The sequence below is a fragment of the Cyanobacterium sp. HL-69 genome, from assembly GCA_002813895.1.
Taxonomy (GTDB): domain Bacteria; phylum Cyanobacteriota; class Cyanobacteriia; order Cyanobacteriales; family Cyanobacteriaceae; genus Cyanobacterium.
Genome location: CP024912.1, coordinates 1,619,773 through 1,644,809 on the forward strand (window position 1 = coordinate 1,619,773; position 25,037 = coordinate 1,644,809).

Sequence of the window (25,037 nt, forward strand, 5' to 3'; positions counted from 1 at the left end):
TGTCTTCAATTCCTTACCATTGGCAGTCGAATAAAAGTTAATGTGACACAATAAAAGTTAATTATTAATATTTAAACAGTAAAAAAGTCTTTAAGAAAATTTAAGGAGTTTAATTTGTGAGCACGGCAACTTTAACATCTAGCTTTGACGTAACGGAAAGAGACACTTTTGATAAATACGTAATGAACACCTATGGGCGTTTTCCTGTAACTATCGAAAAAGGAGAAGGCTGTAAGTTGTGGGATACGGAAGGAAAAGAATATCTTGATTTTGTAGCAGGAATTGCGACTTGTACCCTTGGCCATGGACATCCTGCTTTAATTGAAGCGGTTACTGAGCAAATCAAAAAACTTCATCATGTTTCTAATCTTTACTATATTCCTGAACAGGGAGCATTAGCAAAAAAGATTGTAGAAAATTCCTGTGCGGATAAGGTTTTCTTTTGTAATTCTGGGGCAGAAGCCAATGAGGCGGCAATTAAATTAGTAAGAAAATATGCCCATACGGTATTAGAATTTTTAGAAGAGCCTGTAATTTTAACGGCGAAGTCTAGTTTTCATGGACGGACTTTGGCGACTGTCACGGCAACGGGACAACCCAAGTATCAAAAGCACTTCCAGCCTTTAGTTCCAGGGTTTGAATATGTAAACTATAATGATATTCGTGCGGTAGAGGAAGCTATTACTGATATTGATGAGGGCGATCGCCGTGTAGCTGCTATCATGATAGAACCTTTACAAGGGGAAGGCGGTGTGCGCCCTGGGGATTTGGACTACTTCCTCAGACTCAGAAAAATATGCGATGATACGGGCATTCTTCTGGTGTTTGATGAGGTGCAAGTGGGAGTAGGACGCACAGGAAAAATGTGGGGCTACGAAAATCTGGGGGTTGAGCCTGATATTTTCACCAGTGCTAAAGGATTGGCTGGGGGTATCCCCATCGGGGCAATGATGTGTAAAGCTAGTTGTGATGTTTTTGAACCTAGCAACCATGCTAGTACCTTCGGCGGGAATCCCTTCGTTTGTGCGGCGGCTCTCAAGGTGCTAGAAACTGTCGAGAGTGGGGGTATTTTACAAAATGTTCAGGCCCGTGGAGAACAACTTAGAACCCGCTTAAGGGCGATTGCAACTGCCTATCCTCAAATATTTGAAGAAGTGAGAGGTTGGGGTTTAATTAACGGTATTGAAATCAAAGCCGATGCCGATTTAACCTCCATTGAAGTAGTTAAAAAAGCCATGGAAAAAGGTTTATTGCTAGCCCCCGCAGGGCCTAAAGTAATTCGTTTTGTACCTCCTTTAATCATTTCCAGTGAAGAAATTGACCAAGGGGCTGATATTTTAGAACAAACCCTGAAGGATTTAGTCTAGTTGCATAGGGGCGTTTGATGGAACGTCCCCCCAATCTCTTTATTAAGGATTAAGTTGTAAACTTTGACAATTATTCATCCTCAATTATCCATTAAATCTAATCCCTACCATCAAAAGATGTAGTATCTCCTGACCAGTTGAAGTTACTAATGCGGAAATTTACTGAACCAATTTCCAAGACAGGGTTATAGCGTAAAAGAATACCATAGGCACGACGACTATATTCAAGAATATAATCGGTGCTAATGGCCTCATCGGTGTCGAGGTTAATAAAGGTTTGAAAACCAGCCCTCACAGGCCCATATACTTGTTGATTCAAGCCCACGGATAACACACGGGTATCAGCAAAACGATCAAAAAGAAATGGGGAGTTACTGTTGGCTAAACCTTGGCTATAAGTAACATTAAAACCAGTATAATCAAAGGTTTTGCGGGAAAAGTTCCCAAATTGTCCTTGTAATCCCACACTGGCAGTTAATGAGCCTTGGGTATCTCCGTTACTGTAATAGTTACCGATGGCGGTTAAACCGTTGGTGACTGCCACAAAAGGGGTTAGGGGTGCAGGAGTATATTTCAATCCCTCGTTGGGGGTTGGAGGCAAGGCTTCACCTCTCCAAAGAAAGATATTACCATTAATTAAGGCGGCGGCTTGGGCGCGGGTAAGGTTAGTTTCATTATCAGTGCGATCGCCATTACCCAACAATTCAACCCTATCCGTATCCGCCGTAATATTTTGCAGTGAACCTTGATAAACTAAACCATAACCACTATTTCCCAAGGGAATGTTAGGAGAAGTAATAATCGCCCCAATACTTCTTTCCACCGTCTGAAAACCTAAAGAGCCGTTAAATAACCTTTCTCTGCTGGTAAACTCCCCCGTTAAACGATAGGGGTTCGCCAAATCACCAATTTTATGGTTAAGGCTGATATTAGCCCGAAGACGATCATTAAAATTCTCCAAATCTAATCCCGTTAGGTGGGTAGTAGAAATTAACTCTGTGCGCTCACTGAAAGTAGCATCCAACTTTACCACCAACCCATAACTAGAAGGATTGGTCAAACCTCCATTATCTTCGGGATTAGGGATATTAGTATCTTCAATGGAATCAGGAAATAAAGCCCGTTGCACCAAAAATTGAGGAGTAATACTTAGAACAATATCATTCTCATCATAAATATTAAAATCTCTTTCAATAAATAAACCCCCCAAATCCTCTCCATCAAAACCCACCGAGAAAAAGAAAGGACGACGACGACGAGAGCTAAAAGTAAACTGGCTAAAAAACAGAGGTAAAGAAAGAGTTTGATCTAAAACCACCCTAGCATTATCAGCACTCAAGTCATCCCGAAAAGGACTAATATTAGTTAACCTCGCTTCACTAGCCCTCACCTCCAAATCAGGGGGGGAAAAAGGGTCATTGGTTACTCTTATATTAAAGGCTTTCCAATCCCGACCATCAAAATCAACTCTTTCGGCCTCAAATCTGAGTCGAGTAATAGTTTCATCTTCTTCGGTAACGGGAATACCCAATCGACTTTGTAAGGCTTCCAAGTCTTGCTCACTACCCAAAAGAAGGTTTAGAGAGCCACTAGATTGTACTTGGGTAATAGGTTGATTTGCTCTGATTTGCCCAGAAAAAGGTAAAGAAGGTTGAACAATGGATGTATCTCCTATACTGACATCCTCATCAAGGGTGGGTTGAAAAATTGTTCCCCGAGCATTTTGGATGGTACCTTCATTTTGCACAAAAAAGTACTCGAAGCGATCGCCCCTTAAAAGTTGTTCTCCCCTGACAAGGGATACATCCCCTTGCGCCACAGCAATTCTCGTATCAAGATTAACGGAAACTTGATCAGCACTCAAAACCCCATTAGCAAAGCGAATCACCACATTTCCCCTTGCCGTCACAACATTATCTTGATCGGAAAATTCCTGTTCATCGGCGACAATTTCCACCACATTAGCTAAATCATCACTGATAATAGTCGGATTCTCGTCATCAGTTTCTTGGGCTACCTGAAAAGAATCAGAGTTTTTATTAAAATCAAACTGATATTGTTCTCCTCCCCTTTCCGTGGCAACTAATCGCACCGTCTCATCATCGATAGTCAGAACCGTTGGAGAATTAGTATTTGTGGTTTGTGCCACTGTCCATGAAGATGATTCCGAAATGGGTAAGTTTTGAAAAGGTAAATGACCTAAATCATATTCTAAATCTTGGGAAAGTAGAGGAATTTTCTGATTATTTTCCGTAATGTCCATGGTTTCTTCGACCACAGGAGTATTCTTGTTAATGGTTGTCAACTCCTCTTGAAAATCAACATTAGCAGGGGAAAAGGCAACGAGGGAGCTAGTAAAAATCGGAATCATCTTGGTTAATTTTCCACTAATTTTTTTTGAGAGTGAGCCATTGTTATTCAACAATATTTAATACTTTTAGCCCAAAATTTCAAGTCATAAAAAACTATGCTAAATCATTAATTGACATTTTTAATCAATTCTTTGTACTATTCTCTGTTGCCCATAACCCATTTCTTTTTGTAACAGAGCAATAATATCCCTCCTCGTCAGGTTTTCCGCAAATAATCTTAACATTTCTTGGAGAAAAAATAGGTCTAATGATAAGCTGAGTGTTGCACTAAAATTTGAGATAAAAAATATATATCTAATGAGCGATTTACCTCTTTTATTAAGGGTTGCAAGGGGAGAAAATGGCGATCGCCCTCCCGTGTGGATGATGCGTCAAGCGGGACGTTATATGAAAGTATATAGAGATTTAAGAGATAAATATCCCAATTTTCGGGAACGCTCAGAAAATCCAGATCTTGCCATCGAAATCTCCCTACAACCTTGGAGAGCATTTCAACCTGACGGAGTGATCATGTTTTCCGACATCCTTACACCGTTACCCGGTATGGGTATCCCCTTCGACATCATCGAAAGCAAAGGGCCTATCATCGATCCTCCCATCCGTAGTTTAGAACAAATCGAGAATCTACGCCCCCTAGATCCCGAAGAATCATTACCCTTTATAAAAACTATTTTAAAAACCCTTCGCTCCGAAGTGGGCAACAAATCCACCGTACTAGGTTTTGTAGGCTCTCCTTGGACTTTAGCCGCCTATGCCATTGAAGGTAAAAGCTCTAAAAATTACTCCATCATCAAGAGTATGGCGTTTTCAGAGCCTGAAATATTACATAAATTACTTGGTAAAATAGCCGATGCGATCGCCGTTTATGTGCGCTATCAAATCGACTGCGGAGCGCAAGTAGTCCAACTATTCGACTCCTGGGCAGGACAACTCAGCCCCCAAGACTATCAAATTTTTGCCCTACCCTATCAACAAAGAGTAGTAAGACAAGTAAAAGAAACCCACCCCGACACTCCCCTAATTCTCTATATCAGCGGTAGTGCTGGAGTCCTAGAAAAAATGGGTCAATCAGGAGTAGATATTGTCAGCGTTGATTGGACAGTCGATATGGCCCAAGCCAGAGCCAGACTAGGACAAGACATGAAAGTGCAAGGTAATATGGATCCAGGCACCCTATTCGGTTCCCCCGAATTTATCAAAGCTAGAGTCCATGACACCGTCAAACAAGCAGGAAACCAAGGACATATCATGAACTTAGGTCATGGTGTCTTAGTCGGTACTCCAGAAGACCATGTTAGAGTTTTCTTTGAAACTGCCAAAAGTATCCGCTACTAATAAAAAAACATAAGTTTCCTTCTCCCCTTTCAAGGGGAGATGCCGAAGGCAGAGGGGTAGAATTGGGTAAAAAAAGCCCCTCTCCCGAAAGAGAAGGGTTACTATAAAAATTATTTATATGGATTAAGGTGCGCTGGATAAATCAAAACAATTAGGGGATATTGAAAACACCCAAAAAGCACCATTATCAACTATTCATTCTCAATTATCAATTCCCGTTAAACTACTTACCCATCCCTAACTGTTGAGCCTTTTGATATACCTTACCTTCAGTCAACAGAGAAGGAGCAATAACCACCTCAACCTGTTGCATTTCCTTGATGTCCTTAGCTCCCAAAGTACCCATACTGGTTTTAAGAGCGCCCAGTAAATTGTGAGTACCATCATCTAGTTTTGCAGGACCAGTTAAAATTTCCTCAATAGTACCAGTAGTACCTACATTAATACGAGTACCACGGGGCAACACAGGGCTAGGAGTTGCCATACCCCAGTGGAACCCACGTCCAGGAGCCTCAGCACTACGAGCAATGGGAGAACCAATCATCACCGCATCCGCACCACAGGCGATACATTTACAAATATCTCCCCCAGTGATGATACCACCATCAGCAATGATAGATACATATTTACCAGTTTCTCTGTGGAAATCATCCCTAGCCGCCGCACAATCAGCCACTGCTGTCGCTTGGGGAATACCTACCCCTAAAACACCACGGGAAGTACAAGCAGCCCCAGGTCCAATACCGACCAAGACTCCAGCAGCCCCTGCTTTCATCAAATTCATAGCCACCTCGTAGGTAACACAGTTTCCGAGGAATACGGGCATGGGCATTTTTTCACAAAAATCAGCTAAATCTAAAGGATCAATAGATTCAGGGGAAAGGTGTGCAGTGGATACTACCGTGGCTTGAATAAAGACAACATCTGCCCCCGCTTCAGCTACCGCATCGCCATAATTAGCCGCCCCTGCAGGAGTTAAACTAACTGCCGCAATGCCCCCTTTTTCTTTGATTTCGCTAATTCTTTTTTTGATCAACTCAGGTTTTACAGGCTCACTATATAATTCTTGCATTAAGCCCACAAACTCAGACTTACCCACAGAGGCAATACGGTCTAAAATAGGGTTAGGATCTTCGTAACGGGTTTGAATGCCTTCAAGATTAAGCACTCCCATAGATCCTAATTCGGAGAGTAACACTGCCATTTTTACGTCAACTACACCATCCATGGCACTGGCAATAATGGGAATTTCTCTTTCAATGCCCCCTAATTCTACTTTTGTATCTGCTAATATAGGGTCTAGGGTTCTCATCCCCGGTACTAAGGCGATTTCATCTATACCGTAAGCTCGACGAGCTGTTTTTCCACGACCAATTGCGATTTCCACTTTAATATTTATATTTTCTGCTATAAGTTATTTGCTTAGATTATCAAATTTTGACATCTTTAGGCAAGATAGGAATAATGGACGATGAGGAGTTATTAATTTTGTTGTGTTGAGTGATCAATATCATTGGTTTTTTTGTGAGTTTAGCGATTACTATGGAGCTTTAATTTTCCTAGGGTAAAGGGTTAGGATATAATTGTTGAGATAAATAAGTTAATAATTAATCAGGAGATATTAGATCATGACTGCTGAAAGTATGTTGTTTGGTGGGGCAATTCTTTGTTTTAGTGTTGTATTAGTAGGTTTGGCTTGGGGCTTTTTGCTTTTAAAAATTACTGGAGAAGCTGAATAATATTAGGCTTGGTTGGGTGTTAGGTTATTTTTGCTTATATAAAATAAAAAGTTTTTATGAAAATTGCTATTACCGGCGCCACGGGATTTGTGGGCAAAGAGTTGGTTAAAAAACTGGCGGTAAATCACCAAATTGTTGTTCTAACCCGTAATGTTGATAAGGCAAGATCGGTTTTTCCTAGCAACTTACAATCTAATTTGGAATATGTCAGTTATACCCCCAAACAGTCTGGAGATTGGCAAAAACAACTTGATGGTTGTGATGGGGTGGTTAATTTGGCAGGGGCTCCCATCGCTGAAAGATGGAATCCTAGTTATAAACAAGAAATTTTTGATAGTCGTCAGCTAGGTACGAGAAATATTGTTGAGGGTATCGAATCTTGTGAGCAAAAACCTTCTTTTCTTATTAATGCTTCGGCGATAGGTTTTTATGGTACTAGCGAAACGGATACCTACACTGAAATTAGTCCTGCGGGGGATGATTTTTTGGCGAAGGTATGTGTGGCATGGGAGGAGGAAGCCCAGAAGGTGAAGGAAGCGGATGTGCGTTTAGTTATCTTTCGTCTTGGTATTGTTTTGGGAGATGGCGGCGCTTTGGCTAAAATGATTCCTCCTTTTAAAATTTTTGCAGGGGGCCCCATTGGAGAAGGAAAACAGTGGTTTTCTTGGGTTCATATCGATGATTTGGTTAATTTATTGGTAAAGGCGATCGCCGATAGTAGTATCGAAGGAACTTTTAATGCTACTGCTCCTTATCCTGTGACGATGACTCAATTGTGCAGTACTTTAGGGGAGGTGATGAATCGTCCCTCATGGTTGCCTGTTCCTGGTTTTGCCCTCGAATTACTATTGGGAGACGGAGCGAAAGTGGTATTGGAAGGACAAAAGGTATTACCAGAAAAAACCATGGAGACAATGGGCTATAACTTCCAATATGCTGATCTCAAACCTGCTCTAAAGGACATTGTTGATTAATCAATAATTATCAAAAAATAACAAGTTACGGATATTAAGTGACAGAACAAAAATGGGGAAATCATTGCCTATCAATCATTCCCCGTTCTTTCCCTTCGGGAAAACATCTTTTCGACAACTGTATATAATTGTTGTGGCGAAAACTTGCGATCTCTGCTAAACAATGAGAAGATAAACGGTAAATTCTCTAACAATTTTTATTAAATCTAGTAAAAAAAATAATTATGGTGGTTGCAACCCAATCTATTCAAGAACTTTGCGTTAACGCAATTCGTTTTCTCTCCATTGATGGGGTAGAAAAAGCAAAATCTGGACACCCCGGTTTACCTATGGGAGCCGCTCCTATGGCTTTTGTGCTATGGGATCAATTCATGAAGTTTAACCCTAAAAATCCTCAATGGATTAACCGCGATCGCTTCGTACTTTCTGCGGGTCATGGCTCTATGCTTCAATATTCTTTGTTGCACCTATACGGTTATGATAGCGTAACTATCGAAGATATTAAACAATTTCGTCAGTGGAAATCCAGAACTCCTGGACACCCTGAAAACTTCGTAACTGCAGGGATTGAAGTTACTACAGGCCCTTTGGGTCAAGGTATTGCCAATGGTGTTGGTTTAGCCCTTGCTGAAGCTCATTTGGCTGCTAAATACAACAAACCCGACTGTACTCTCATTGACCATTACACCTATGTAATCATGGGTGATGGTTGTAATATGGAAGGTATTTCTGGGGAAGCGGCCTCTATCGCTGGTCACTGGGGCTTAGGTAAACTCATCGCTTTATATGATGATAACCACATCTCCATTGATGGTTCTACCGACATCGCTTTCACCGAAGATGTTTCCAAGCGTTTTGAGGCTTACGGTTGGCATGTTCTCCATGTGGAAAATGGTAATAGTGATTTAGATGCGATCGCAAAGGCGATCGAAGAAGCAAAATCTGTCACCGACAAACCTACTATGATCAAAGTAACCACCACCATCGGTTATGGTTCTCCCAAAAAAGCCAATACCGCAGGGGTACACGGTGCCGCTTTAGGTGGTGATGAAGTAGATGCAACCCGTAAAAACCTCGGTTGGAATTACGAACCTTTTGTCGTTCCCCAAGATGCTTATGATCATTTCAAAAAAGCTGGAGAAAAAGGTGCTGATTTAGAAGCCCAGTGGAATGAAACCCTCGCTACCTACAAATCAAAATACCCCACCGAAGCCAAGGAATTTGAAACCATCACCTCGGGTAAACTTCCCGAAAATTGGGCAGATTGTCTTCCTACCTACACCCCCGAAGATAAAGCCTTGGCTAGTCGTAAACACTCTGAAATTTGTTTAAATGCTATTTCTGAAGTATTACCTCAGTTAGTAGGTGGTTCTGCGGATTTAACTCACTCCAACTTAACTCAATTAAAAATCTCTGGTGATTTCCAAAAAGGTGCTTACGAAAATCGTAACATCCACTTTGGAGTTAGGGAACACGCCATGGGTGCCATCTGTAACGGTATTGCCCTTCACAACACAGGTTTAATTCCTTACGGTGCTACTTTCTTGGTATTCACTGACTACATGAGAAACTCCATCCGTCTTTCTGCCCTTTCCGAAGCACAGGCTATCTGGGTAATGACTCACGATTCTATCGCTTTGGGTGAAGATGGTCCTACTCACCAGCCCGTTGAACACGTTGCCTCTTTACGTTTAATCCCTGATTTAATGGTATTCCGTCCTGCAGATGGTAACGAAACTTCTGGGGCGTACAAAGTGGCGATCGAAACCAAGAAAACCCCTTCCCTCATGGCCTTAACCCGTCAAGGTTTACCTAACCTCGCAGGTTCTTCCATCGAAGGAGTAGCCAAAGGCGGTTATGTGGTAGCCTGTGGTTTCCCCCCCGAAGAATTAGATTTAATCCTCATCGGTACTGGTAGCGAAGTTTCTCTTTGTGTGGATGCCGCCGAGAAACTAAAATCAGAAGGCTTGAAAGTTCGTGTGGTTTCCATGCCTTGTGTAGAACTATTCGACAAACAAAGCGACGAGTACAAAGAATCTGTATTACCCAAAGCCATCAGAAAACGTATTTCCGTTGAAGCTGGTACTACTTTTGGTTGGGAACGTTTTGTAGGTGATGAAGGATTATGTATCGGTGTCAACACCTATGGTGCATCTGCTCCTGGTGGAGTTGTCATGGAAAAATTTGGTTTCACTGTTGATAATGTTGTTGCTAAAGCTAAATCTATCCTTGGTTAATTTCTGTTAACTGATTAATTTTTTAAGTCACTAAGGGCAAAATTGACTATGATAAGTTAAAAGCCTTTAGTGACTTTTTTGCTGATATAAAATATTACTTAATAATGGTAGATAAAAAAAAGATTGCAGTTTACGCTCCTTACTTTGCAGGGGGCGGAGCAGAAGCAGTAGAACTAGGAATAGTAGATGCTTTACAATATGATTATGAAGTAACTATATTCACTTTTGTAGATGTAAATATTAATAAGTTAAATCAATTTTATAGCACTAATATTATTCAGAATAATATAAAAATAAATTATATCTTATCCTATCCTTTAGCTAAATTTCTTAGTTATTTATCATCAAATAATAATTTTTTTAGATCTTTGATACTGTATTCTGTCATTGCAAAAATGAAGTATGAAAAAAATAACTATGATCTTCTATTTTCAGGATACAATGCGGTTGACTTAGGAAAAAAAGGAATTCAATATTTACATTGGGTTAAGGTAGTTGAAGATCAAAATAAATTTTTGTCTAAAATATTTAGATTTTCCAAACAACAAATAAAAGAAAATATTTCTATTACCAATTCTAATTTTACTGCCGATGCAGTAAAAGAAGTATACGGCTTAGATTCAACGGTTATTTATCCTTGCGTTATGCTCGAAGACTCACAGATTCCTTGGGAAGAAAAAGAAAATGCATTTATTTGTAGTGGGCGTTTAGTAATGGAAAAAGCACCTCATCGAGCCTTAAATATGCTTAAAGAAGTAAGACAAAAAGGTTTTAATATCAAGTTATATTTGACTGGGGGAACAAGCAGTGTTTATAAAAGCAAATATTATCGTTTTTTAAAGAAAGTAGTGAAAGAAAATAGTGATTGGGTAACTTTATATGAGAATTTAAGTTATCAGGAATATACTCAAGTTTTGAATAAGTGTAAGTATGGTATTCATTTTAAATTTGAACCTTTTGGTATCTCGGTGGCAGAAATGATGAAAGCGGGAGCAATTCCTTTTGTTAAAAGCAGAGGAGGACAAATGGAAATTGTAGGATTAGAGAATACGGAGTTATTTTTTGAGAAGGAGAAAGATGGTGTGAAAAAAATTATTAATGTCCTTAAAAGTCAGGAAAAAAAAGATAGATTAAGGAGTATATTGGACGGTCGAAAAAATTTATTTTCACAGGAAAAGTTTTATCGAGATATTAAAAATTTTGTAGATAGTTTTTTCGTTTAACCAACAATCTTGAGAATGAGGATGTGATAATACGGACTATCATAAATTATACGGACTATCATAAATTACCTGAATAAAGTTTTTGAAATGCTATTTTATCAATGGCATTATTGCTGTATTTGCGATAAACCTAAGTAAGTAGGCATAATTAAATCGATTTAGGCAAGGGGTTTAAACCCTTTATTTATAAAAGTCTTAACAGCCTAAAATACTATCTTTGATTCTTTCTAGGAGTGTGTCACCGTAGTAGAATTATCCCTATAACAAAGATCTTAATTCTGTTATAAGCTATAAAGGTATAAGAAAATCATAAGGTATTAAACTATGAGCAACATACAAGATCAAATTCAAGAAGAATTAAAACAGGCTAGGGAAGTATGTAGCACTGAAGGTGCAACCTCTGGTGACTGTGCCGCTGCTTGGGATGCAGTAGAGGAGCTACAAGCTGAGGCTTCCCACCAACAACAGGGAGACAAAAAGAAAAATTCTTTAGAGCAATATTGTGAAGATAACCCTGATGCGGCTGAGTGTCGTATCTATGACGACTAATCGGTCAATTTATTGTTTAATAAAAGCTAGGGGTGGGGTTATCCCACCTCTTTTTGTGGTGAATATTAAAATTTTTTATTATGGAAGATACCTTATTAAGGGCTTTGGTTTGGACTAATTACAAGTTATTTTTGGTTTTCTGTTTATTTTTTCCTCTTTGTCTTTCTATTTGGGGCTTATTCTCTAATATTGCTTCGATTCAAAGGTTATTGTTGATTTTTTGGCGAGTTGCTAGTTTATTGGCGATCGCCATTTATTTATTTATTCCTGTATGGCAACTGGGTTATTTAGCTTGGTTTGTGGGTCATATTTTGATTGTAATTAGTCTTTGGTTTTGGGTGGATATTAATGACGAAATTCGAGATTTACCCAAAAGCCCTTTGCGTTTGCTGCTCACTTCATGGCGCTGGGCAACTTCTATTTATGGTACCCTAGGGGCGATTGCCTTTGCACCTTTTTTACGATGTACTTTTTCCGAAGATGCGGCGGTGGAGAAGGTTTGCCGTGCATGGTTAGAAGCGCCATGGCATTATAAAAGTTGGTTTCATCCCAATGCTACCACAGGATTTCTTGGCTTTTTGGGAATATCTGGTTTGATTATCTACACCATTTACTTACTTTACTTCCTCGCTTTTCGTTTAATTAAACAAGGTAGAATTGCCATTGAGCAATAAAAACAATGGATAATGAATAATTTACTCTTAAACATTGAAGAATATACCAAGGAAAACCCCCATTTTGTGATCATAATCAGAGCCGAAGAAAATGGAGAAAACCTTGAAATTATGACCTTTAGGGGTTTTTCTAGTTGTCTGACAGGAGCCACAGAATATGACCCAGATTTGCCTGTGTTATCATCCTCTGGGTTAATTTCATCTATTGATCTACTCCAAGCCCCTTACAACCCCATAAGTCCCCAATATATTGAACAAAATTTGACCCCTGCACAATTTGAAGCAAACTTTTTGTCCTAAAAATTGACCATGACAGAAACTATTACCCCTATCAACGATTTAATCAAAGCTGTAGAAAAGGCGGATTCGTCCTCCTCATTATTTTTAGCGGTTAGTAATTTGGCTAAAGTGCGATCGCCCCTAGCCATTCCTACTCTCATCGAAGTTTTAGCATTTAATAACCCCGGTGCTGCCGTAGCTGCCACAGAAGGATTAATCGCCCTAGGGGAAACCGCCATAACCTCCCTTCTCGAAAACGTTGACGATTACAACTATGGGGCAAGGGCATGGGCTATCAGAGTATTTGCAGGCATTGGCGATCCTCGTGGGCTAGACTTGTTACTAAAAGCCGCCAGTAGTGACTTTTCCCTCAGTGTTAGAAGAGCGGCCACCAAAGGCCTAGGAAGTATCACATGGGACAAAATGACCTCCGAAAACCTATCCCAAGCCCAACAAAGAGTATTAGATACCCTCCTCATTACGGCCCAAGATGGTGAATGGGTAGTACGTTATGCCACCGTGGTTTCCCTGACTAATCTTTATGTTGCCATGGATAATCAAGGGATGAAGAATACCATCCGACAAACCTTAATCAATCTTCAGGATGATGAAGAAATAGCCATCAAAACCCGCTCAAAATTGGCCCTAAAAACCCTCGCAGAAAAATAATAAAAAACCCCTCACCATGGGGAGAGGGGCTAATAACTAAAAGTAAATAAGATTAATTTTTGATTGATTAAACAACAGGAGCAAACCTAACCACTGCATCATTAAAGTCGAAATCACTTACTCCTAAATTACCTGGCAAATCTTCAAATCCAAAGATATTATTACCCAAACTACGGATGTGAGCAGAATTATCAGGATTAGCACCTAGATAACTAAAGTAAGCGACAATATCAGTGTCAAAGTTTTCCAGAGTTGCACCCACATTTGAAGGATTAAGCTCTAGAAAAGCATTGATACCATCTCGAATACTACCCTCATCAGGAATTAAATTACCCGCATTGGTAATGATGAAAGGAGCATAAATTCTTCCCCCTTGTAGTAAAGCATCACCAAAGGCATCAGCGTTGGTATTTTTATTGGGATCTCCATCTGCCCCTAATTCAAGATTAAAGTTATTAACCGCATTAGAAACAGCAGTAAAGGCATAACCTTCATCACCCGGATTTAATAAATCAGTGGTAGAGCCGTTATTGTTAGAATCGAAAGTATCGAAAATAGATCCATTGACATTTTGTACTTGATATAAGCCAATAATGTTATGGAAACTGGCATCGGTGCGATTTAAGATATTATCCTCTACTCTGACAGTGACATTTTGAGGGTTTTGAGATAGATTAATGACGATACCTTCTCCGTTGCCAACTTCTTGCACGGTAAAACTAACGTTATCATCTACATTATTATTGTCCCCTTGGTTGTTATTACCCCCTCCGCCTCCGCCAGAGCCAGAATTATTTATCAAGGAATCGTTACGGAAATTGAGGTTTTGGATACGAGTATCTTCTTCAATAGGAGTGTCAGCTTGATTAAAAGCTCGATCTGCATCGGGATGAAATTCTGCTAAATATTCTGCTAATGCATCTTGCTCTCCGCCAATAGGTAGGTCAGAATTATTAGGTAAATTATCCACCGTTAAACTATCTAGGGTGACAACATTTTCAAAATAGAAAGCGGGATAGCCATCACCTCCAGTGGCTAAGAAATCCAAAATTGCCATTTTATAGGTACTATTGGGATCAACTACTAATTCACCATTAATAACGATCGCCTCTTGAGTACCATCTTCACGGTTTAAGACGAGGTTTCGGATTCTTTCCCCTGCTACTGCTACCCCAGTGGCATCGCCGTTATCATCACGGGTAAACTCGATGGGTGTATTATCAGGGTCAAAACTAAAGCTAAAACCACCAATTTGCCCGAATTGCCCGGGGGTTGCACCTTCTGCCCATTGTGCCACAAAATGCTCTGCTAAATCTCTGATACCTTGGGCTGAAATATCGGCAACGGAGAGTTTATTATCAAAACGTAAGGAATTTTCAATATCTAATACCGAAATATCTCCTTCTTCTTTGCCTACGGCAGGATTAGCTTGGGGAGGTAATTGCACTAATTCATTTGTGCCACCATCAATGAAAGATACCCCTATTTGATCTCGGATACCGCCACCATTTTTAACGGAAATATCGATGTCAAAGCCATATTGTTCGGCATACCAGAGGTTAGCATCAGCGGTTAAGTTACCTAAATTGGTTTCTTCCGTGCGCACACTAGAACGAAAACCGTTAAGCCATACTTCTGAATTACCAAAAATAATGCCATCTTTGCCATTAATGAAGTTACCTACGTTATCGACAACGGCTACTAAGTCTGGATTAGCAACTGCTTTTACTTGCTCAAAAGTAGTAATATCTTCTTCATACAGACGATCAACCCCTGCAATATCCGTGGCGAAAGTACCGCTATCATCACCAATTTCAATAATTTGACCTTCAGAATCAAAATCGATGATTAATTGCCCTAAATAACGATAATTCGCCCCTGTATTAATTAAGTAAACATCATTACCATCCGCATCTTGGAATACTTGGGGATAAGGTTGTAATAATTCGGGAGCTACTTGAGTTTCATCTTCACGCAAAATATCGTCATCATTGGCCATGACACGATTAGAACCACCGCCCATGATAATATCAACGTCAGTGAGTTTAGTGGCCAAAGCCTGTTCAATCTCAAACTGTTGTAAGTGAGTCATCAAGACTATTTTATTGATGCCTTGATTTACTAATTCATCCACAAAGGGTTGAATATTATTTGCCAAATTTTGGGCGTTAACTTCAATATCTCGACTGGTGGGATTAGTTAACATGGTGATACCACCGATATTGGCAATTTGAGGAAGATAAGGCACGACCGCCCCAATAACCCCCACTTCTTCACCATTAACATCAATTACCACACTTTCAGTTAGACTATTGGGTTGAGGTGCTTGACCAGATTCTACTACTAAATCTTTCAAATCAGAGCTATCGGTGGAATAGTCTAGGTTGGTAGCTAAGTAGGGGAACAATGCTCCCTCATAACCCGTTTCAGGATCAATACCGACTCCATCAATGAAAAAGTCAGGGGCGATCGCATTATAGAAAGCACTAGGTCCCGCGTCAAATTCATGATTACCAACAGCAGCCGCATCCCAACCTAAGGCATTTTGAACTAAGATGTCTGCAATGCCTTGTTGTCCATAAATGTTTGAACTAGCATTAAAGAAGGGGCCAGCGATAAATAAGTCACCAGAAGTGAGTTTCAAGGTATTTTCATAACGGGCATCTAAGGCATTCATTACGGCTGAAAAACCGATGGCATCTTGTAATGCTGGAATACCAGCTTCTTGATCCGAAGCATGAAGGATTTGTAAACTGAAGGGTTTTGGTTCTATTTCATAAACGCTAGTGGAGCCACTCACTTCGTTGGAAACCACCAATAAAGGAACACCATTGGGGCTATCATCAGCACTGATAAAAACTAAACCCTCTGGTCCTAAATCCCCTGCTGCTGGATTGGAAGAACCATCTTCCAATTGAGCATCTACGGTAAAATCACGGTTGTTGATATATTGAACAAACTGAGCATCAGTGGGATCACTAATATCATATACCATAATACCGCCTACCCTTTCTAGGCCAATGAAGGCATAGGGAGTGCCGTTTATTTCTCCAATTGTTACTCCTTCCGGTTCTGGCCCTTTGTCATCGGAACGAGCATCAAAGGAATCATTATCATCGTTGTTACTGTTGAAGTATTCGGGGATTTCTTGGGCAACGATATTTTCAAATTCACTACCGCTATCAAATACTAGGTTCCCAGATTCATCCCAGATGGAAAAAGAACGTGCACCGTAAGCATATATTTCTTCATAAATCCCATCACCATCAGCATCCCCTAGGGTAGTGGTAATGTTTAAACGTCCTAATTGACTATTTTCTTGTAACTGTGCAGCGTTAGGGAAGACTGTGGGATCAAGGTTTAAATCTCCTACCCTTGCTTCTTCACTGAAGTTATCATAATCTCTGGCATCCCCTTCGTTGGCGGTGACAATGTAGTTCATGCCGTCAACGGTGTAAGAGGCGATCGCATCGGGCTGAAACATTCCTTTCACTGGCCAGTTACGAATATTGATGGCATCATCACGGTTACTAGCATCTAGCTCATTACCCGTTAAACTATGATCTTTAAACCCAAGGGGAATTATATTAGTAACGGTACTAGAAGCAATATCCACCACCGCTAAAGCGTTGTTTTCCTGTAAAGCCACATAAGCGGTGGTAGAATCCGCAGAAATGGTAATATATTCGGGTTCTAAATCTTGAGAAACTGTGGCATTAGGTCCAAAAATTCTTACCCCTTGACTAATTAATTGATCTTTTTGATCATCAAAGGCATTGAAATCAGCAGTGGTAACGGTGGCGTTAGCTATCCCATTACTGATGTCAATGATACTGATTGAACCCTCTGGATCGATAGACGCTTCTGTATTGTAGTCATTGGGTTCTCCTTCATTGGCTACTAATATTTTAGTTCCATCGGGGGTAAAAGTGACCATGTCAGGTAATGCTCCAACCCCAAAACTGGCGATAGGATTAATAGCGGAACTAAAATCACTGTTAGAGTTAAATAAAATTATACTGCCAGGATCAGTTTTAACATTGGCTTCAAGGGCGATCGCAACGATACCATTGTTGATGGCGACACTGTTAATAACACCACCCAAGTTGCTTCCCACAATTTCCCCAATTTTCGTAGGCTGTGTAGGATCGCTTAAATCCAAAACATCCACCGAAGCTGATTGAGCATTCACTACAAACAACCTTTGGGTTGTAGGGTCATAAGCAGGAATTTCTGCTGCGCTTTCATCAAAAAGACCCGTATTATAGGTACTGATGCGATTAAGATTTATAGTCATCGTGATTTATAGATTAATTGTAGTCTCAAAATACTGGCTCAGTATTATCTGTACTGTCTAACAAAGTACCCTGAAAAGTACTCTGAAAGGTTTAACGAATAATTAAATTTTGAATAAGAGATGATTAAGAAGAAAGGTGTTGGTGAATTAAGGTATGATTTTTAGTTTAGTTTGGCAATAGGGAATGGGCAATGGGCAATAGGCAATGGTCATAATAGTATAGTTTTAATACTAGACATTTACTGTAATTCAATAGTGTTTCATACTCAAAATCAGCAATGCCGAACAATAAATAATCCAACCATTATTATCCTAACTCCCTTACCCCTCATCTCCCCTACTCCCCATCACCATCAAATAACCCATTGTGTGATGACAGATTTTAGTTAATAATTGGTTGAGTCACCATTGCAAAAGTAAATCCATGTTAACGATCGCACTTCCTAAAGGCGCATTACTAAAAGACAGTATCGAACTATGTCAAAAGGCAGGGCTAGATTTCAGCCTATTTCTATCATCTAGTAACCGTCAACTGCAAATCGAAGATCCCACGGGAGTAGCCAAAGCCTTATTGGTCAGGGCGCAAGATGTTCCCGTATATGTAGAATATGGTCAAGCCCATCTCGGTATTGCAGGTTATGATGTCCTGAAGGAGAAAAAAGCGAACATTGCTCACCTAGCGGATTTAGGATTTGGCTATTGTCGGATGTCTGTGGCAGTGCCAAAGGATAGCCCCTATCGTAAATCAGTTGATATACCAGCCCATGGCATCGTCGCTTCAAAGTTCGTTAACTGTGCAAAAGAGCATTTTAGAGCCTTGGATTTACCTGTGGAAATTGTACCTTTATATGGCTCGGTAGAATTAGGCCCCATTACGGGAATGTCAGAGGCGATTGTCGATTTAGTCTCTACGGGCAAAACTTTACGGGAAAATGGTTTGGTAGAAATCGATGTCCTTTTTGAAAGTAGTGCCTATCTGGTTGCGAATCCCCTTCTCTATCGTCTCAACCGTGATAGTATTGGTGATTTTGTCAAACAAATGACGGCAAGTAAATAATTAACATCCATTATAAGGATATGAGCCCCCCTAACCCCCCTTAATAAGGGGGGAATTAAATTCAAATTTTTTTTAGTTTTCGTAAGGCAAACAAACCCTTTATTGACAAAAAAAGTTTCCCAACATTGGAGAATTTAGGGGGCAAAACACGTACACATCTCCCCAAAACCATAACATTCCATGAAAAACCTATCCTTAAAAGAAAAAATAGGACAATTAATAGTTGTACGCACCACAGGCTATTTATTTGATCATCAAATTCGCTATCCTGCATGGGAAGCCAACCAGCAACAATTGCAGACATGGTTATCTGAATATAACATTGGTGGGGTCATTCTTTTGGGGGGAAGTTGTGCAGAAATTGCTCAACGCACTAAACAGTTAAATCAATGGGCAAAAACACCTTTATTGGTAGCTGCAGACATCGAGGAAGGAGTGGGACAAAGATTTACGGGTGCTTCTTGGTTTCCCCCTCCCATGGCATTGGCACAAATTGCTCAGGATGATTTGGAGTTAGCCAAAAAGTATGCTGAGGAAATGGGTAAAATTACCGCCAAAGAAGCTCTTTGTATTGGGGTTAATTGGATTTTTGCCCCTGTAGTGGATGTGAATAATAACCCTGATAATCCTGTTATCAATGTTCGGGCTTTTGGGGATAATCCAGAGGTGGTAAAGGAGTTAAGTTCGGCTTTTATTCGGGGTACTCAATCATACCCTATCCTCAATGGGGCGAAACATTTTCCTGGTCATGGGGATACTTCTACAGATTCCCATTTGGATTTACCTGTAATTAATCATTCTCAGGCAAGGTTAGAGAAAATAGAGTTAGTACCTTTTCAAGGGGCGATCGCCCTTAACGTTGATGCTATTATGACAGCACATTTGTTAGTTAGTGCCTATGATAATCAAAATCCTGCCACTCTTTCTCACCGTATCTTGACGGAGGAATTAAGACATAATATGGGTTTTGAAGGTTTAATTGTCACCGATGCCCTCATCATGGGAGGAGTGGCGAAATATGCACCCCCTGAAAAAATTGCAGTCAAAGCGCTACAGGCAGGGGCAGATATTTTATTAATGCCAGAAAATCCCGTAGTAGCCATTCACTCTATCATCGAGGCGGTGGAAAAGGGCGAAATCAGCGAACATCGCATTGATGAAAGTTTACAAAGGGTATCCAAAGCTAAGGAAAAATTATTTAAGTCTCAAGAGTCTTTTTCTTTCGTTGATATTAGTACTAACGACTCTCAACAGGTAATAAATGAAATTTTAGTCAAAAGTAACCAGACAAGTGTGTTAAAACCTATTGTAGGGTTAGATAAAGGCATAAATTTAGTAGTAGTAAATAACCTTTTAAACTGTGATTTCTTGGATCGGCAAAGTCCCTCTATCACCATTCCTGACAGCTTCGGTTATCATGCCCAAGTATTTGACCAATGTAACCTCTATATTTGGGAAAATCAACTAATTACTGAGCCTTTTATTCTCCAAGTTTTTGTCCGTGGTAATCCTTTTCGTGGTACTGCTGGACTAAGTGCGATCGCCCTTAAAGCCTATGAACAAATCCTCGAAAATCATCACCTACAGGGAATAATGGTTTATGGTAGTCCTTATGTCCTAGATTGGTTTAAAAATCAGATTCCAACACCCATACCATGGGGCTTTTCCTATGGACAAATGGCGATCGCACAACGAACCATTTGTAACAAAATGTTTCAATTATCAACAAACCTTGACATCACTAAAGGAAACTTTCTGTAACATAAATTACAAAAAACCTATATCTACAAAGACATCCATAGAAAATCTTAAGATAATGTAATAAATTATACAGAAGGACTTTATTTCTGATTTTCATAAGTTAGACTATAGTGAAGAGTAGATAAAATCAATCAACGAGGAAAAAGCAGATGAAAACCCTAGAAAAAACTGCCACCAGATATTCCATCGACATGATCAAAGACGAAGTAAGACAGTTAGTAGAAAAAGGCACTGTCAGTCGTCATCAGCCCATTTATATCCTTTGTCAATACATTCCTGCCAGAGAGTGGGTGTGTGTAGAATGTGAACTTGAGAAATGTGATTATTTATTGAGAGACCAAATCGGTGATTTAGTTTCCTCAGAACAATGGGACAATGACTAAAATTAGTTAGTTTTATTTAGCTCTTAATTTACTCATTGATAAAACTTTATAAGTTTTTTTATAAACTACTTAGATAAGAACAATTTTGCAAAAACGATTGCTAAAGACCCAGGTTGAGGCGATATATTTGTCGGTAATTCAAGTCAAAATGGTTTAAAAACAATTAAGTAAAATTTTGATATATAAAGAATCATTTTGGCTCATCCAATTAACCTTTTACCTTTATCTTTGTTCCAAAGCATATATCTGTAAAGACAAGCGATATTAAACTTTCAAGTTATTGTAGATAGTTATTAAAACTTAAATATAGTTAATGACAACCATAATTGAGGAAAACAAATTTAGCGTAATAAATTAGTTGTTTGTCCAAAAAAAGTAATTAATAAAAGTTTTGTAATTGACACAAATAAGAATTAATTTTTAAAGAAAAAAGAAACTTCCACATATCATTTTGATGTCCGAAAAGCTCAAAAATAACCCTTCATTTTTTGTCTTTTGATGATCTTCAACTATCTCAATATCTATTTTTTTTAGCAAAACCGCCCCTCAATTGCCATATCTCGACAATATTGTCATTGAATAGAAACAAACTAAAAGAACAATAAACAACGATAGGCATTAAAATATGTGAGACTAATATAAATTAGAGAGTTAAGGCGGTAAAGATATATGCCACGTCGTGAAGATATAAACAAAATTCTTATTTTAGGTTCTGGCCCTATCATAATTGGACAAGCCTGTGAATTTGACTATTCAGGAACACAAGCCTGTAAAGCCCTAAGAGAAGAGGGTTATGAGGTTGTGTTGGTCAATTCCAACCCTGCAACCATTATGACTGATCCTGATACGGCTGAACGCACTTATATTGAACCTATTACCCCAGAAATTGTTGAAAAAGTAATCGCCAAAGAGCGCCCCGATGCTTTACTGCCCACCATGGGGGGGCAAACTGCTCTTAATACTGCGGTTTCTTTGGCAGAGTCAGGAGTTTTAAATAAATACGGTGTGGAATTGATTGGGGCAAAACTACCTGCTATTAAAATGGCGGAGGATAGAGAATTATTTAAGGATGCCATGGCAAGGATAGGAGTGCCTGTATGTCCTTCGGGTATTGCTAGTAGTTGGGAAGACGCGAAGGCGGTAGCCGAAGAAATTGGCTCTTATCCTCTAATTATTCGTCCTGCTTTTACCATGGGAGGTACTGGGGGCGGTATCGCTTACAACCAAGAGGAATTTGAGGAGATGGCGAAGTTTGGTATTGATGCTTCTCCTATGTCGCAGATTTTGATTGAAAAGTCTTTGATTGGCTGGAAGGAATATGAGTTGGAAGTGATGCGAGATATGGCGGATAATGTGGTTATTATCTGTTCCATTGAAAATATTGATCCTATGGGGGTACATACGGGGGATTCTATTACTGTTGCTCCTGCTCAAACTTTGACGGATAAGGAATATCAACGCCTCAGGGACTATGCGAAGGCGATTATTCGGGAGATTGGGGTAGAAACGGGGGGTTCAAATATTCAATTTTCCACTAATCCTGTCAATGGAGAGGTGATTGTTATTGAGATGAATCCTCGGGTTTCTCGCTCTTCTGCTTTGGCTTCTAAGGCTACGGGCTTCCCCATTGCGAAGTTTGCGGCTAAGTTGGCGGTGGGTTATTCTTTGGATGAGATTTCTAATGATATTACTAAGAAAACCCCTGCTTCTTTTGAGCCTACCATTGATTATGTGGTTACGAAAATTCCTCGTTTTGCTTTTGAAAAATTCCCTGGCTCATCTTCTACTCTTACTACTCAGATGAAGTCTGTGGGGGAAGCTATGGCTATCGGGCGTACTTTTAATGAATCTTTCCAAAAGGCGTTGAGATCCCTTGAAATTGGTCGTTTTGGCTTTGGGTGCGATCGCCATGAAACCTTGCCCACTCTCTCTCAAATTAGCTCTCAATTACGTACTCCTAAACCTGAGCGCATTTTTAGCGTTTACCATGCCCTTAAATTGGGGATGAGTGTGGAGGAAATTTACGGATTAAGTGCGATCGATCCTTGGTTTTTGGATAAAATGCAAGAGATTGTAGAGATCGAGAAATTTATGAAGCGTACTCCCCTTAAACAAATGACGAAGGAGGAGATGTTAGAAATTAAAAAACAAGGTTTTAGCGATCATCAAATCGCCTTTGCTACCAAAACCACCGAAGATGAAGTGAGAATTTATCGTAAATCATTGGGTGTATTACCTGTTTACAAATTGGTAGATACTTGCGCCGCCGAATTTGAAGCCTTTACCCCTTACTATTACTCCACCTACGAATCAGGGGAAAGCGAAAATAACGTCACCCAAAATAAAAAGGTAATGATTTTGGGCGGTGGTCCCAACCGTATTGGACAGGGAATAGAATTTGACTACTGTTGTTGTCATGCTTCCTTCTCCCTCCAAGATGCAGGTTTTGAGACTATTATGGTCAATTCCAACCCCGAAACCGTATCCACCGACTACGATACGAGCGATCGCCTTTACTTTGAACCCCTCACCAAAGAAGATGTTTTAAATATCATCGAATCGGAAAATCCTGATGGGGTAATTATTCAATTTGGCGGACAAACCCCCCTCAAATTAGCCATGCCCCTGAAAAATTATCTTGCAGACGCTAATTGCCCCGTCAAAACCAAAATTTGGGGTACATCCCCCGACTCCATCGACACCGCCGAAGACAGGGAAAAATTTGAAGCCATCCTCGATGACTTAGGCATCAAACAACCCCCCAACGGTATTGCTCGGAGTTTTGAAGAAGCCCTTATCATTGCCGAGAAAATAACCTATCCCGTGGTGGTACGTCCTTCCTACGTTCTTGGGGGTCGTGGTATGCGTGTAGTTTATAATGTGACTGAGCTAGAACAGTATATGAAATATGCCGTACACATTGAACCTGAACATCCCATTTTAATTGATAAATTCCTGCAAAACGCCATCGAAGTAGATGTGGATGCTATATGTGATCATACTGGGCAAGTGGTCATCGGCGGTATTATGGAACATATCGAAGAAGCAGGGGTACACTCTGGAGACTCTGCCTGTTCTATTCCTTATACTACCCTGAGCGATAAAATTGTCGATGTTCTCCGAGATTGGACAGTAAAATTAGCTCAATCATTAAAAGTGGTGGGCTTGATGAACATTCAATATGCAGTGCAGGGAGAAACAGCCTATATCCTCGAAGCCAATCCCCGTGCCTCCCGTACCGTGCCTTATGTCTCCAAAGCCACTGGGCGCCCCCTCGCCAAAGTTGCATCCTTGGTAATGTCGGGCAAAACCCTAAAAGAGTTGAACGCCACCGAGGAAATTATCCCCCGTCATGTAGCCGTAAAAGAGGCGGTATTACCCTTTAACAAATTCGTGGGGGCTGATACTCTCCTAGGACCTGAAATGCGTAGTACAGGGGAAGTAATGGGTATAGATAGCGATTTTGGTAAGGCGTTTGCAAAAGCGGAAATCGGTGCAGGGGTTACTATTCATACTTCTGGTACGGTATTTATTTCCATGAGTGACAGGGATAAAGAGGCGATCGTACCTGTGGCGAAGGATTTAGTAGCTTTAGGGTTCAAACTTGTGGCAACCTCTGGCACTCGTAAAGCTCTTATGGACAATGGGGTGGAGGATGTAGAGTTAGTGTTAAAACTCCACGAAGGTCGTCCCCACGTCATTGATTGCATTAAGAATAATCAGATTCAATTTATTATTAATACTCCCAGTGCTGAAGAAGAATCTCTCTATGATGGACGCAAAATTCGCCGTTCAGCCCTAGATTATAGATTGCCTATCATCACTACCATTGCAGGGGCAAGGGCTACAGTAGAAGCCATACGCTCTTTACAGTCCGAACCTTTACAGGTTAAGGCTCTTCAAGATTACTTTATTTAATTTAACGGGTGGGTATATTACCCACCTTTTTTTATTATTTAAAACATTGTTACTGCTGCCCATTCTTTAAGAAACTAAGCATAATTCAATGGATTTAAACCCTTTGTTCAGAACAGTTTTCGTACAATAAGAGCGATAACTGATTTTACCAACCTACTTATTCCTCCGCTAAATTAAGAATAAAGATAAATAATTCTAATAAC

General features: G+C 40.0%; 17 protein-coding genes. 14 read left to right on the forward strand and 3 right to left on the reverse strand.

Annotation, left to right across the window (positions count from 1 at the left end; all coding sequences use genetic code 11):
- Positions 1-116 precede the first annotated feature (116 nt).
- Positions 117-1,367 carry an acetylornithine/succinylornithine family transaminase gene (locus AA637_RS07465; RefSeq protein WP_446682219.1) on the forward strand — a complete coding sequence of 417 codons (1,251 nt, stop codon included), beginning with the start codon at positions 117-119 and terminating at the stop codon, positions 1,365-1,367.
- Between the two features lie 97 nt (positions 1,368-1,464).
- Here AA637_RS07465 and AA637_RS07470 read toward each other — a convergent pair whose 3' ends face one another.
- The gene (locus AA637_RS07470) at positions 1,465-3,738 is read right to left on the reverse strand and encodes a DUF3769 domain-containing protein (protein ID WP_446682220.1); all 2,274 of its coding nucleotides are present in this window, start codon (positions 3,736-3,738) and stop codon (positions 1,465-1,467) included.
- A 298-nt stretch (positions 3,739-4,036) separates the two neighbouring features.
- Here AA637_RS07470 and hemE point away from each other — a divergent pair, with 298 nt between their 5' ends.
- Positions 4,037-5,074, forward strand: a complete 1,038-nt coding sequence (gene hemE, locus AA637_RS07475) for a uroporphyrinogen decarboxylase (RefSeq protein ID WP_446682221.1) — start codon at positions 4,037-4,039, stop codon at positions 5,072-5,074.
- Positions 5,075-5,297: 223 nt separating this feature from the next.
- Here the strand turns inward: hemE and AA637_RS07480 are convergent, their stop codons facing one another.
- Positions 5,298-6,461, reverse strand: a complete 1,164-nt coding sequence (locus AA637_RS07480; RefSeq protein WP_446682222.1) for a GuaB3 family IMP dehydrogenase-related protein — start codon at positions 6,459-6,461, stop codon at positions 5,298-5,300.
- A gap of 241 nt (positions 6,462-6,702) precedes the next feature.
- On the opposite strand from AA637_RS07480, the gene petM reads away from it, so the two are divergent.
- The 8 genes from petM to AA637_RS07520 all read left to right on the forward strand — a co-directional run bounded on the left by petM (position 6,703) and on the right by AA637_RS07520 (position 13,418).
- Positions 6,703-6,813, forward strand: coding sequence for a cytochrome b6-f complex subunit PetM (gene petM, locus AA637_RS07485; RefSeq protein ID WP_069789973.1), 111 nt, complete (start codon positions 6,703-6,705; stop codon positions 6,811-6,813).
- A gap of 56 nt (positions 6,814-6,869) precedes the next feature.
- Positions 6,870-7,787 (forward strand): thylakoid membrane protein ThyD, encoded by a 918-nt coding sequence (thyD, locus tag AA637_RS07490; protein ID WP_446682223.1) that lies wholly within the window; start codon positions 6,870-6,872, stop codon positions 7,785-7,787.
- A 224-nt stretch (positions 7,788-8,011) separates the two neighbouring features.
- Positions 8,012-10,024, forward strand: coding sequence for a transketolase (tkt, locus tag AA637_RS07495; RefSeq protein WP_446682224.1), 2,013 nt, complete (start codon positions 8,012-8,014; stop codon positions 10,022-10,024).
- Positions 10,025-10,128: 104 nt separating this feature from the next.
- The gene (locus tag AA637_RS07500; protein ID WP_446682225.1) at positions 10,129-11,247 is read left to right on the forward strand and encodes a glycosyltransferase; all 1,119 of its coding nucleotides are present in this window, start codon (positions 10,129-10,131) and stop codon (positions 11,245-11,247) included.
- Between the two features lie 324 nt (positions 11,248-11,571).
- Entirely contained in the window at positions 11,572-11,796 is a 225-nt protein-coding gene (locus AA637_RS07505) for a CP12 domain-containing protein (RefSeq protein ID WP_446682226.1), read from the forward strand.
- An 80-nt stretch (positions 11,797-11,876) separates the two neighbouring features.
- Positions 11,877-12,470 (forward strand): DUF3177 family protein, encoded by a 594-nt coding sequence (locus tag AA637_RS07510; RefSeq protein ID WP_446682227.1) that lies wholly within the window; start codon positions 11,877-11,879, stop codon positions 12,468-12,470.
- A gap of 12 nt (positions 12,471-12,482) precedes the next feature.
- Positions 12,483-12,770: a DUF7734 family protein gene (locus AA637_RS07515; protein WP_069789968.1), complete on the forward strand. Its 288-nt coding sequence runs from the start codon at positions 12,483-12,485 to the stop codon at positions 12,768-12,770.
- Positions 12,771-12,779: 9 nt separating this feature from the next.
- Positions 12,780-13,418: a HEAT repeat domain-containing protein gene (locus AA637_RS07520; protein WP_446682228.1), complete on the forward strand. Its 639-nt coding sequence runs from the start codon at positions 12,780-12,782 to the stop codon at positions 13,416-13,418.
- Between the two features lie 67 nt (positions 13,419-13,485).
- On the opposite strand, the gene AA637_RS07525 is transcribed toward AA637_RS07520, so the two are convergent.
- A complete protein-coding gene (locus tag AA637_RS07525; RefSeq protein ID WP_446682229.1) occupies positions 13,486-17,715 on the reverse strand; it encodes a choice-of-anchor I family protein in 4,230 nt (1,409 codons plus the stop codon).
- A 424-nt stretch (positions 17,716-18,139) separates the two neighbouring features.
- Between AA637_RS07525 and hisG the strand changes: the two genes are divergently transcribed.
- From hisG to carB, 4 genes are all read left to right on the forward strand, one after another.
- Complete coding sequence (gene hisG / locus AA637_RS07530) at positions 18,140-18,772, forward strand: ATP phosphoribosyltransferase (protein WP_446682230.1); 633 nt, start codon at positions 18,140-18,142, stop codon at positions 18,770-18,772.
- Between the two features lie 180 nt (positions 18,773-18,952).
- Positions 18,953-20,533, forward strand: a complete 1,581-nt coding sequence (locus AA637_RS07535) for a glycoside hydrolase family 3 N-terminal domain-containing protein (RefSeq protein WP_446682231.1) — start codon at positions 18,953-18,955, stop codon at positions 20,531-20,533.
- Between the two features lie 149 nt (positions 20,534-20,682).
- Positions 20,683-20,916: a DUF4327 family protein gene (locus tag AA637_RS07540; protein WP_069789964.1), complete on the forward strand. Its 234-nt coding sequence runs from the start codon at positions 20,683-20,685 to the stop codon at positions 20,914-20,916.
- A 669-nt stretch (positions 20,917-21,585) separates the two neighbouring features.
- Entirely contained in the window at positions 21,586-24,834 is a 3,249-nt protein-coding gene (carB, locus tag AA637_RS07545; protein ID WP_446682232.1) for a carbamoyl-phosphate synthase large subunit, read from the forward strand.
- The last annotated feature ends 203 nt before the right edge of the window (positions 24,835-25,037 follow it).

Coding starts and splice junctions, on each gene's coding strand:
- hisG (WP_446682230.1), top strand. CDS start 18,140: ATGTTAACGATCGCACTTCCTAAAGGCGCATTACTAAAAGACAGTATC.
- carB (WP_446682232.1), top strand. CDS start 21,586: ATGCCACGTCGTGAAGATATAAACAAAATTCTTATTTTAGGTTCTGGC.
- hemE (WP_446682221.1), top strand. CDS start 4,037: ATGAGCGATTTACCTCTTTTATTAAGGGTTGCAAGGGGAGAAAATGGC.
- AA637_RS07535 (WP_446682231.1), top strand. CDS start 18,953: ATGAAAAACCTATCCTTAAAAGAAAAAATAGGACAATTAATAGTTGTA.
- AA637_RS07525 (WP_446682229.1), bottom strand. CDS start 17,715: ATGACTATAAATCTTAATCGCATCAGTACCTATAATACGGGTCTTTTT.
- AA637_RS07540 (WP_069789964.1), top strand. CDS start 20,683: ATGAAAACCCTAGAAAAAACTGCCACCAGATATTCCATCGACATGATC.
- AA637_RS07505 (WP_446682226.1), top strand. CDS start 11,572: ATGAGCAACATACAAGATCAAATTCAAGAAGAATTAAAACAGGCTAGG.
- AA637_RS07520 (WP_446682228.1), top strand. CDS start 12,780: ATGACAGAAACTATTACCCCTATCAACGATTTAATCAAAGCTGTAGAA.
- tkt (WP_446682224.1), top strand. CDS start 8,012: ATGGTGGTTGCAACCCAATCTATTCAAGAACTTTGCGTTAACGCAATT.
- AA637_RS07470 (WP_446682220.1), bottom strand. CDS start 3,738: ATGATTCCGATTTTTACTAGCTCCCTCGTTGCCTTTTCCCCTGCTAAT.
- AA637_RS07515 (WP_069789968.1), top strand. CDS start 12,483: ATGAATAATTTACTCTTAAACATTGAAGAATATACCAAGGAAAACCCC.
- AA637_RS07500 (WP_446682225.1), top strand. CDS start 10,129: ATGGTAGATAAAAAAAAGATTGCAGTTTACGCTCCTTACTTTGCAGGG.
- petM (WP_069789973.1), top strand. CDS start 6,703: ATGACTGCTGAAAGTATGTTGTTTGGTGGGGCAATTCTTTGTTTTAGT.
- AA637_RS07510 (WP_446682227.1), top strand. CDS start 11,877: ATGGAAGATACCTTATTAAGGGCTTTGGTTTGGACTAATTACAAGTTA.
- thyD (WP_446682223.1), top strand. CDS start 6,870: ATGAAAATTGCTATTACCGGCGCCACGGGATTTGTGGGCAAAGAGTTG.